Raw genomic sequence first — 10,599 nt, forward strand, 5'->3', positions numbered from 1 at the left:
GCCGCCGGCACGGTCGTCGCGCAGCGCCCGGACGCTCCCGTGCGCATCCGGGGTATCCGGCCGGGCCGGAACACGAACCCAAACGCGGGCTACCGCACGGCGCTGGTCGCGCCGGCGCCCGCGCTCCTTCGCTACCGGGTGGCGGCGCCGGAGCACGGGAGCCTGCGCTTCGGCGCCGGCGTCGAGCCGCCCGACGCGATCGATCCCGCCGCGCCGGGCGTACGCTTCACCGTGCGGGTCGACGAGCGCCGCGTGTTCTCCCGCGTCCTCAACCCCCAGGCCCACCGCCACGATCGCAAGTGGGACGACGAGCGCATCGACCTCGGCCCCTGGGCGGGGCGCGAGGTGACGCTCGAGCTCGCCACCGACGTCGACGGCCGAGCGAACCGCGCGGCGGGGACGCCGGGATGGAGCGGGGTCCGCCTCGTGCGGACCGACGAGCGCGCCCGGCAGCCGGCGGCGCCCGACCGCCCGAACGTGCTCGTCCTGCTGGTCGACACCCTGCGCGCGGACCACCTCGGCTGCTACGGCGCGAGCCCGAGCCCCAGCCCGACCCTCGACCGGCTGGCCGAGCACGCCCTCGTCTTCGAGCAGGCGATCGCGCAGGCGCCGTGGACGACGCCCTCGGTCGCAACCATCCTGACCGGGCTCCATCCGCGCAGCCATGGCGTCGTGGCCTGGCCCTTCTCCAGGCCGGCGGCGCGCCCCGAGAACGGCTCGACCGTGCTGCCGGACGTGCTCCCGACCCTGCCCGCACGGGCCGCGATGGCAGGCATCACCACCGTCGGCGTGTCGGCCAACCCCCTCGTCTCGCACACCACGAACTTCGCGCACGGCTTCGAGACCTTCGTCGAGTTCGAGTGGAACGCCGAGCGCGACGCGACCGCCCGGGCGGACGAGGTGAACACGGCCTTCCTCCGCTGGCTCCGACAGAACCGCGGGCGCCGCTTCCTCGGCTGGCTCCACTACATGGACGTCCACGAGCCGTACTGGCCCCCCGCCGAGTTCCGCCCGCCGGTGCCCGAAGGGGTGCGTCCCGCCGTCGCGCGCGGCCGGCTCGCGGGCATCGCGGAGCGCGTCAACTGGTCGAGCGGGCCGCCGCTCGGCGCCGCGGAGGTGCAGCACCTCCGCAACCTCTACGACGGCGGCATCCGCTTCTGGGACACGGAGCTGCGGCGGCTCCTCGACGGGCTCGGCGCGCTCGGCGTGCGCGACTCGACCATCGTCGTCGTGACGGCCGATCACGGCGAGGAGTTCCAGGAGCACGGCAAGCTGACCCACGGCCCCGACCTGTACGACGAGCTGCTGCACGTGCCGCTCGTCATCGCCGGGCCCGGCGTGGCGTCCGGCCGCGTGCGGGAGCAGGTGCAGGGCATCGACGTCTTCCCGACGGTGGCGGCCATGCTGGGCGTGCAGGCGCCCGCCGGCCTCCCCGGCGTCGACTTGATGGCGCGGCGCGAGCCGCGCCCCGCCTTCTCCGAGACGAGCCTCGGCATCGTCGACGGGAAGTCCGGGAAGCTCGTCTCCCTGCGCACGCCGGAGTGGAAGCTCATCCAGACGCCGGCGACGGGACGCTTCGAGCTGTACGACCTGGTCCACGACCCCGGGGAGCGCGAGGATCGCTTCGGCACCGCGCCCGAGGGCGCGGCCCTCGCCGCCGAGCTGGCGGCGTGGCAGCCGCCTCCTCCGCCCGTGGTGGTCACGACCGAGGCGACGCCGAAGCTCGAGCGCGAGCTGCGCGCGCTCGGGTACGTGCAGTGAGGCGTGATGAGCGCGGCCACCGCAACCGTTGCCATCCCGACCCGCAATCGCCGCGCCCGGCTGATCCCGCTCCTCGAACGGCTGATCCCGCAAGCAGCAGACGTCGGCGCGGACATCCTGGTGGTCGACAACGGCTCGAGCGACGGCACCGTCGAAGCGGTGCGCGCGCTCGCGGGGGACAGGGTCCGCTGCATCGTCGAACCGGGCGCGGGCGCAACTCGGGCACGTAACGCCGGGGCGCGCGCGGCGCGCGGCGAGGTGGTGGCCTTCATCGACGACGATGCCCTGCCCCGTCCCGGCTGGCTCGCGGCCCTCCTCGATCCGTTCTCCGACGGGCGCGTCGGCTGCGTGGGTGCGCGCGTCCGGCTGCGCTTCGAAGGGGCGGGCCCCGCATGGATCAACGACGCCCTCGCAGCCTACCTGGCGGCCTATGATCTCGGCGACGACCCCGTCGACCTCGCGACCAGACCCCGCCACGAGGCCCCCCGGGGCCTCAACATGGCCGTCCGACGAGGAGCCCTGCTGGAGGTGGGAGGCTTCGACGTCCGTCTCGGGCCCCGCGGCAGCCGGCCGAGCGTCGGCGAGGAGAGCGAGCTCTGCCTGCGGCTTCTCGGACGGGGCTACGGCGTCCGATACGATCCCCGCGCCGAGGTCGAGCACCTGGTGGATCCGGCACGGCTCGACGCCGCGTGGTTCCTGCGCCGAGCATTCTGGACGGGCTGGGGGGAGGGGTTCATCGACGCTCGGTACCAGGCGCTGCGCAAGGTTGCGGGGCGCGTCCGCTGGCACTACGGACGCGCGCTGCTCGGGCTGCCCCATGCGGCCTCGCCGGGGTACGAGCGCAACCGGCTCTCCGCGGCGTGCGGGAGGCGCGAGGCGTGCGGCTACATCCTCGCGTTCCTCCGCTACAGAGCCTGGTGGAGCGGTCGCGTCGGGATGCAGCGAGGCGCCGCCAGCGCCCGCGCCAAGTCAGCCGATGCCTAGGGTTCCAACGATCGGCTCGTTTCCGCTTCTCGATCGCGCTGCTCGCTACTTTCCCATCCGTCGACTCCTCCGGGAACACATGTCGCCCGGCGACAGGCTCCTCGAGGTCGGCTCCGGACCGTTCGGCATCGGCTGGTTCCACCGCTGCGCCTTCGTCGGCTGCGACATGGAGTTCGAGCTGCCCCCGACTCCACCGCTCGTGCCGGTCATCGCTCAAGCGCGCAGCCTGCCGTTTCCGGACGCATCCTTCGACGCCGTCGTCCTGTCGGACGTCCTGGAGCACGTCGATCCGGCAGCTCGCTCCAACGTCCTGCGCGAGGCTCTTCGAGTGACGAGGAAGCTGGCCGTGATCGGCTTCCCCTGCGGGCCGGACGCGCTCAGGGTCGATCGAAGCCTCTACCAGGAATACCGCAGGAGGAGCCTGTCGCCGCCGCGCTGGCTGGAGGAGCACATGCGCAACGGTTTCCCGGACGAGCGCGTGCTGGACGAACTACCGGGGACGTGGAAGGTGCTCACGTGCAGCAACGAGTCGGTGCGGTTCCACGAGTGGATGATGATGAGCCAGCTGTCCTTCGCGCGCCGCGTCGCATTCAGAGCGGCGCTGATGCTCGTGCCGGCCGTCGTGGAACGGTTGCTTCGGTACGCCGACGGCACGCCGCCCTACCGGCGCATCTTCGTGGTCACACCGGCCTCGGCATGACGCTGAGGGACCGCTGCGCAGGCCTGGCCGCGGCGCTGCTGCGCCGGCCCTCGTACCAGGACCGCCTTCGGATGCTGATCGAACGCCACGCGCCCGGCCACTCGTTCGTGGACGTCGGCTGCATGTGGAACGTCGACGGGGCCTACGCCTTCCACGCGCTCGACAAGGGAGCCGTGCAGGTGACGGGCGTCGACGTGCAGGAAGCCACCGAGCGATTCCATGCGGAGAATGCGCGTCGAGGCCCGCGCGTCACCTTCGTGCAAGGCGACATCAACGATCCGACCCTTCCCGGGCGGCTGGGCAAGGTCGACGTCGTGTTCTGCTCGGGCGTCCTCTACCACATGCCCAACCCCCTCACGACCGTGGAGCAGCTTCGCGCCCTTTGCCGCCGCACTCTCATCCTCGGCTCCGCGACGATCCCCGAGCAGGATATCCCGCAGCTCGCGGTCTACTATCCCTTTCTCGACGCCCGCTTTCACCGCAAGCTCGTGCGGCGGATCGCCGGGGTCAAATTCGGGCTCGATACGCCCTTCCGCCACGACTGGTACTATGCGAACTGGTTCTGGGGATTCACGCCCAGCTGCATTCGGGCCATGCTGGCGACGGTCGGCTTCGAGACGCTGGAGGTCTACACGTGGGGCCGTGCGGCGTGCTTCGTGTGCGCGCCTCGGGACGAAACTTCATCCCCGAGCTGACCGAGCAGGCGCTCATGTCGGGTGGCGGCTCCCGACCCGGCCCAGCGTCGGCGCCCTGGCCGCGTTCCCCGACAGCAAAAGCGTCTGAAGGATTGCGACGACCCAGCCAAGGTCGGTGCGAGCGCAGCAGCGACGGCGCGGCAGGCCACCAGGAACATCGGATAGCCGGGGGTGCGGGCAGACGTCACGACACGCAGCGACCACAGGGCGTCGGCCAGACGCAGGTAGGCTCGCGTGTCGTTGCCGCGGGCGACGCCGTTGGCTGCGACGAACATGAGCCAGTCGCCGGCCGAAACCGCCCCGAGCACCAACGCGACAATCCGATGCAGCATTCTCTCGTTCCCCACGTGGCACGACTACTGGATCATCTCGTCCTCGCCCCCAAGAAGCGGGTAGAGGATCAAAACCCGCGCCTCCGAAGCCTCGCGACAAGGGAATGGCTCGGAATGAGATGGCCCTCCGGCCGCCTACGCGGCCCGGACGTAGGACCAGACATCCTGATGCGCGGTCCAGCCGCGCTCCTTGAAGCGGAGGAGCACGATTCCAGGCGCGAAGCGCTCGGACATTACCCTCTCCACGTACCTTCGCGCGTGCAGCGTGATGCCGTAAACTGCCCAGCGCCGATAAGGGACGAACCCAACCCCATACTCTGCGAGCGCGCGGCGGAATTCGGTCTCCGCCGCCACGAACTCCGGCCCATACCAGTCGAGGTGCGCAAGGCATGACTCCCCCTGCGTCGTGAACATCAGCAGGCCGGCCGGGCAGAGCACCCCGACGAGCACGTCCAGTAGCGCGAGGCCAGTCGCCGCGGGCAGGTGCGTGAGCAAGGACCCGACGAAGATGAGATCGTAGTTGTCCGGGAAGCGCGCCCGGCGTGGATCGGAGGGCACGACGAGGCCTTTCAAGCCGAACTCACGCACGCAGAAGCGTACCGCCTGCCGGTCCACGTCGGCCGCCGTGATGCGCGAGGCGGGCATCCGGGTCCGTAGCGTTCGCGCGACGCGCCCGTAGCCCGAAGGCAACAGCAGGCACGAAGTGATGTCGTCGAACCGCCGACCGGCGAGCCTGAGCGCGTCGTCGATCTCGGCCACGGCGAGCGGTCCCGTGTTGAAGTAGTGCCGCACATCCTCGGGCGCCTCGGATCGGAGCATCTGGTCATCGACGTGGATGCGCCCCTGCGGGTACGTGCGCGCGAGGAGGCCGGGCGGCAGGAGCGGGCCGACAGTCCGGTTGAGCGCCTTCAAAGCCTTCAGTGTGAGGGGGCGCACGTCAGGGTTCCCTAGCACGGCAGGCGTCGCGCGCGCGAAGGTTCGCTCCAACTCTTGGGCGTGCTGAGGGGCTGTCTCGAGAACGTGCGGGTCGCGTACATCAGCCGAGTGCGCCCCCCTGCTCGACGGCTACCTCCGCCGCCTCGCCCACCAGGAGGCGCGGGCCCGACGGGTCTTCGCGGCTGCCGGCCATCGGCGCCGCCTTCGACCGCGGCGAGATCACCTGACTCCCTCCACCGTCTTTCGCCCTACAGAACGGGCATGGTAAGCAGCGCGGGCGGGAATCGATGAGCATGCTCACGAACCTCCGGGCACGCGACGCGAGGAAGCGCGGATATCATCGCGGTCGGCCAGACGATCTTTACTGCCACGGCTCCATCAGGATGTCGAAGAAGTGGGACCCCGGCGCCGGAACTGCGACGCCGAGCATGCCAGCTCCGACCTCGGGATCCGGGATGTCGCGCGCGACGAGGACTGGATCGGAGCTGGACGAGACGCCCGGCAACGTCGCGACGCGCGTCCTCGGCGAGCGCCACGCAACCTTCTAGGCGGGCGCCACGGGGATCGGCCGACACGCCTGTGATATCGTCGTATTCCTTGCGGTCGTCGCGGGGCCGTCGCCATGGGCGTTTCTGCTCGCCACTGCGAGCGGGAGGCGGCATACCGCGGCGTTGGCGCATGGCCTTCTCTACTTTCTCGTCGTCTGGACGCTGCTCGACATGGCCGTGGCCTTGCTCCTCGGGGCAGCGGGGCATCTCGACATGGCCGCGCTCGTGGTGGTGGAGACGGCTCTCGGCATCGGCGGCATCATCTGCGTCTGCCGCGGGAGCGATTCCACGGCGCGACGCGACTTCGGGGAGCGGCCGTTCGTGCCGCTCGAACGACTCCTCGTCGCAACAGTGGGCGGTCTCGGCGTGGCGATCCTTCTCAGGCTCGCTCGAACACCGACTACGGACTACGACTCGCTGCTCTACCATCTGACCGCGGTAGCCGAGTACTACCAGAAGCATTCGTTCGTCGACCTGCCATCGCTCGGAATGGGGTCAGGGTTCATCGGTCGCTATCCCTTCGGGTGGGAAGCGCTGAGCACATTGTTCGTAATCTCGTTTCGCGATGATTTCCTCGTCACGCTGCCGAATCTCGTCGCGGCCGCGGTGTTCGCAATCTCGACGTACCTCTTGAGTCTCGACCTCGGGGCTCGGAGGCTCGCCGCACTCGCAGCGGTCGCGCTTCTGCTGAGCGGTCCTGTCATATCGATGCTGATGTTCAGCCTGCACGTCGACCTCGCGCTGGCAGCCTTCTTCGTGGCGGGACTATACGGATCCGCCGTTCTCGCCAGGAGCAAGTCCGGCGTCGACGCGGGTCTCCCCCTCGCGGCGGTAGCGGTCGTCTGCGGCGTCAAGACCTCGGGCCTCGTGTACGGGCCCCTCGTGCTCGCGACGGCGTGCGTGCTTGCCCGTTGGACACGCTGGCCTCCGTCTTCACCTGCGGAACACGCCGGGCCGGAACGGGTCGCATTGATCTTTGTCACCGTTGCCGCAATCTGGGTCGGCACATTCTGGTACGCGAGGAATTTCATCGACGTCGGGAATCCCGTCGGTGATGTCCAGGTCAAGGTCGGGAACACAATCGTCTTCCCGGGCACGCTCACCCGGGAATACCTTCGTCGCACGACCCTGCTCTCGTGTTTCAACATCTCGGACCCACACGACTGGGCGATCCTGTTTCGCGTGCTCCGGGCGAATCTCGGCCTTCCCTTCGCCGTGCTCGCAGCGCTCGCGGTCGTCTGGCGACCCGGTCAGCTCGACAGCGATCCCGGGAAGAAGCGAGCACGTCTTGTTTTGACCGGCATCATGGCCGGGACGGCCCTGCTGTATTGCCTGACGCCGTTCAGCGGCGGCAACGCGAACACGGGATTCCGAATCACGCCGTGGGTCCGGGAAGGCCTGCGTTATGCCGTGCCCTTCCTCGGCACATTGGGCGTCCTCGCCGCGCTCGGTGCGACGCGTCTCGGGCGCATGCTACCGCTTGTCGGCGTGGTGGCGGCGCTGGTTGCGATTCGTGAGGCGCGCGGATGGTACCTGCACTCACCCGCGCTGCTGATCGCGGCGATTTGGGGGACCTGGTTGGTCGTGGACTACGTCCGTTCGCAGCGCCGCCCACGCTCCGCCTTTTCCGCAGCGACCGCCGCTTGCCTGCTCGTTGTCGCCTTCGTCGTCGGTAGCCTGCGCCTGCGGCATCAGCATAGTGAGGAACGGATGAGGAGATACGGCTCCGGCGCGGCGTTCGTCGAGACGCTCGGCCCCGACGACGTGATCGGACACTTCCTCGATCGCGAGCCGTATCTCCTCTATGGCCGCTTCATCGACCGAAGGGTCACGTGGGTGCCCTCCGCGAGCGATGGACTCGATGCGTGGATTGCCGAGTTGCGGCGGCGACGGGTCCGCTGGATCGCCGTGGGTCCGCTCAGCGCGGGTTGGAAACGGCGGCAGGCCGACGTCCGGGAGCTCGCATGGATCAAGAGCAACCCTAATGTCTTCGTGCCCGTCCACGGCCGAGGCAAAAGCGACGAGACGACCTTCTATCGGCTGGCCGATCCGTCGGCCATCCCCCACTCCGCGACGTAGTTCGGCGTGTCGGGCCAGATCAGGTCGGGGTCGAAGCCGTAGAGAAGCATCGATACAGGCTCCATCGGCACCGACCCGGTGATCTTCAGAAGGAGCTCCATCACCTCACGGGCCTCGCGGATCGCCGCTGAAGAACGTGCAGGTCGCCTCCCGAGCATGCAATCGTGCGCTAGAAAGCAAGGGGCGGGCTTGACAGAGGCGGCGCTTTCGCCTATTGTTCGCCTCCAATGGAGGCCTGCCCGGCTCCCGGGGCTGTGCACCCGGACATCGTGCCCACCGACGTCCTCGCGGCCGACGCCGGCCGCGGGCTCATGGCGGCCGACTGCGCCACCATGCTCGACGGCTACCTCCGCCGCCTGGCCCGCCAGGAGGCCCGCGCCCGGAGGGTCCTCGGCACGCTCGCCCGCGGCTTCCTCCGCCGCCACCACCACCACCACGACCTGGGCTTCGCCCGCCTGCGCGACTACACCCGCGAGCGGCTCGGGCTCTCCGCGCGCGAGCTTCAGACGCTCGCCCACGTGGTCGAGGGCATGGCGCGCCTTCCGGCCATCGGCGACGCCTTCGACAGCGGCGAGATCAACTGGTCGCAGGCGCGCTGCCTGGTGGCGCTGGCCACCCCCGAGGACGCGCCCCTCTGGCTGCTCATCGCCCGCTTTCGGACCGTGCGGGCGCTCGAGGCGACCGTGGCGCGCAGGGCCGGCCGGCGCGTCGCCGGCGACACCATCGACGGTGAGCCGCGCGTGCGGGTGCGGCTGCCGTGCCCGCGCCACGTCCGCGCGCGCTGGAGCGAGGTGCTGGAGCTCGCTCGCTGCATGTGCGGCAGCGAGGTCGCGCCGTGGCACGCGGCCGAGGCCATCGCCGCCGAGGGGCACTCGGCGCGCGGAGTCGAGCCCGACGATCCGCTGGCGGGGCTGCCCGATCCCGTACCGAGGCCCCTTCCCGAGTATGAGGCCCGCGACCCGTTGCCGGCGCTCGACTGGTCGGCCGTCCAGGAGGCGTTGCCCGAGGACGTCAAGGCGTTCGCGCGCGGGGCCGAGGACCTGAACGCCTTCGCCCTCGATCGGCGCATGCGGGCCGCCCTCCGTGCCATGCAGCGGGTCGACTTCCAGATGGGCCGCCTGCTGCACCTCGTGTTCGCGCGGCGCCTGCACCGGCTGCTCGGATTCCCGACCGCGGCGCGTTACGTGCAGGAGCGCCTCGGGCTGTCGGCGCGCAAGGCCCGGGCGCTGGTCTCGCTCGAGCGGCGCAGCGCCGCGCTGCCCGCCCTGGCGGCGGCGTACCGGCAGGGGGAGGTGTCGTGGCTGCGGGCGCTCAGTCTCCTGCCCGTCGCCGACGAGGGTAGCGCGGCCGCCTGGGTGGCGCGTGCGCAGGCGGTCACCGTCCGCCGCCTCGTCGACGAGGTCGAGTGGACGCTCGCCGTGCGCGACACGTGCGGGGAGGCCCCCGGCCCCCCGCCCCTCGGCACGCGGCTGGTGCGGCCCCAGCGGCAAGTGTGTGCGCACGCCGTCGACGCCGACATCACGTTCTTCGCCCCCGCCTCGGTCGCCATCCTCCTCCGCAGCGCGATCACCAGCTTCACCCGGCTCACCGAGCCGTCCTGGCGGGGCCTCGAGCGCCTCCTCGACCACGTGCACCAGGAGTGGAGCACGCAACCGCGGCACCGCGATCCGATCTTCGCGCGCGACGGCTGGCGGTGCGCGGTCCCGGCATGCACGTCGCGCCGAAACCTGCACGACCACCATCTCCTCTTCCGCTCGCGCGGCGGCGGCAATGCGCGCGACAACCGCATCACCGTCTGCGCCTGGCACCACCTGCGGGGCATCCACCAGGGCCGCGTGCGGGCCTGGGGCACTGCACCCGATGCCGTCACCTGGGAGCTCGGCACGCGCCCCGGACAGCCGCCGCTGCTGACGCTGCGGGGCGACCGTTACATGGAGGGCTCAGATTCAGAGCTCGTGACGTAGCCTCGTGACCCACTCTCGCCGGGGTCCCGGCCACCGCGTCCGCTTCAGGTCCACGCGACCGTGGCGATCGAAGCGAACGCCCTCGCTCTCGAGGAACTCGCGCTGGATGCCGGCCCAGAAGCCGTCACGATGGCTGCAGCGGCCGGCCGCGTTGATGACGCGCTGCCACGGCACGAGGTCGAGCAGGGGACCGCGCAGCGCGCCCAGAGCCATCCCCACTGCCCGCGCGCCGCGCGGTTGGCCGAGGATGGCGGCCACCTGGCCGTAGGTGACCACCCTGCCGCGCGGGACGCGACGGACGACGCGATAGACCAGGCAGTAGAAGGGCGGCGGCCCGGAGCGGGGTGTGCGTCTCTGCTCACGCCGCCGAGGTCTGATCGCGCTCGGGTCGATCACCGCACCGCCACCTCGGCGCCGACCAGCATCCCCACGATGACGCATCCTGCGAGCGCCGTCAGCACCAGACCTACCCGCACCGACCTCGGCTCGTAGCGGAACGCGACCGTGTGCTGCCCCGCCGGCACGGCGACCGCGCGGAAGGCCAGGTTCGCGCGGTGGAGCGTCGCCGGCTGGCCGTCGACGTAGGCCCTCCAGCCCGGA

At 70.7% G+C, this 10,599-nt stretch carries 10 protein-coding genes; 6 read left to right on the forward strand and 4 right to left on the reverse strand.

The window, feature by feature from the left end:
* The 4 genes from E6J59_00700 to E6J59_00715 form a co-directional block, all read left to right on the forward strand.
* The coding region (locus E6J59_00700; protein ID TMB24167.1) for a sulfatase at nucleotides 1-1,761 on the forward strand (1,761 nt) is incomplete at its 5' end.
* 6 nt (nucleotides 1,762-1,767) lie between these two features.
* Nucleotides 1,768-2,745 carry a glycosyltransferase gene (locus E6J59_00705; GenBank protein TMB24168.1) on the forward strand — a complete coding sequence of 326 codons (978 nt, stop codon included), beginning with the start codon at nucleotides 1,768-1,770 and terminating at the stop codon, nucleotides 2,743-2,745.
* On the forward strand, nucleotides 2,579-3,445 hold the full coding sequence (locus tag E6J59_00710) for a methyltransferase domain-containing protein (protein TMB24169.1): 867 nt from the start codon (nucleotides 2,579-2,581) through the stop codon (nucleotides 3,443-3,445). Before E6J59_00705 ends, E6J59_00710 begins: the two co-directional genes overlap by 167 nt.
* Nucleotides 3,442-4,140 carry a methyltransferase domain-containing protein gene (locus E6J59_00715; GenBank protein ID TMB24170.1) on the forward strand — a complete coding sequence of 233 codons (699 nt, stop codon included), beginning with the start codon at nucleotides 3,442-3,444 and terminating at the stop codon, nucleotides 4,138-4,140. Before E6J59_00710 ends, E6J59_00715 begins: the two co-directional genes overlap by 4 nt.
* Before the next feature lie 467 nt (nucleotides 4,141-4,607).
* Here E6J59_00715 and E6J59_00720 read toward each other — a convergent pair whose 3' ends face one another.
* Nucleotides 4,608-5,408: a class I SAM-dependent methyltransferase gene (locus tag E6J59_00720; GenBank protein ID TMB24171.1), complete on the reverse strand. Its 801-nt coding sequence runs from the start codon at nucleotides 5,406-5,408 to the stop codon at nucleotides 4,608-4,610.
* Nucleotides 5,409-6,079: 671 nt separating this feature from the next.
* Here E6J59_00720 and E6J59_00725 point away from each other — a divergent pair.
* Nucleotides 6,080-8,035 carry a hypothetical protein gene (locus E6J59_00725; protein TMB24172.1) on the forward strand — a complete coding sequence of 652 codons (1,956 nt, stop codon included), beginning with the start codon at nucleotides 6,080-6,082 and terminating at the stop codon, nucleotides 8,033-8,035.
* On the opposite strand, the gene E6J59_00730 is transcribed toward E6J59_00725, so the two are convergent.
* Nucleotides 7,990-8,193, reverse strand: a complete 204-nt coding sequence (locus E6J59_00730) for a hypothetical protein (protein TMB24173.1) — start codon at nucleotides 8,191-8,193, stop codon at nucleotides 7,990-7,992. The genes E6J59_00725 and E6J59_00730 overlap by 46 nt on opposite strands.
* 111 nt (nucleotides 8,194-8,304) lie before the next feature.
* On the opposite strand from E6J59_00730, the gene E6J59_00735 reads away from it, so the two are divergent.
* Nucleotides 8,305-9,999, forward strand: coding sequence for an HNH endonuclease (locus E6J59_00735; GenBank protein ID TMB24174.1), 1,695 nt, complete (start codon nucleotides 8,305-8,307; stop codon nucleotides 9,997-9,999).
* On the opposite strand, the gene E6J59_00740 is transcribed toward E6J59_00735, so the two are convergent.
* Nucleotides 9,982-10,440, reverse strand: coding sequence for a hypothetical protein (locus tag E6J59_00740; protein ID TMB24175.1), 459 nt, complete (start codon nucleotides 10,438-10,440; stop codon nucleotides 9,982-9,984). The genes E6J59_00735 and E6J59_00740 overlap by 18 nt on opposite strands.
* Nucleotides 10,392-10,599: YfhO family protein (locus tag E6J59_00745; GenBank protein TMB24176.1), on the reverse strand; the 208-nt coding region annotated here is incomplete at its 5' end. The genes E6J59_00745 and E6J59_00740, both read right to left, overlap by 49 nt.

This window comes from Deltaproteobacteria bacterium, assembly GCA_005879795.1.
Taxonomy (GTDB): Bacteria; Desulfobacterota; Binatia; order DP-6; family DP-6; genus DP-6.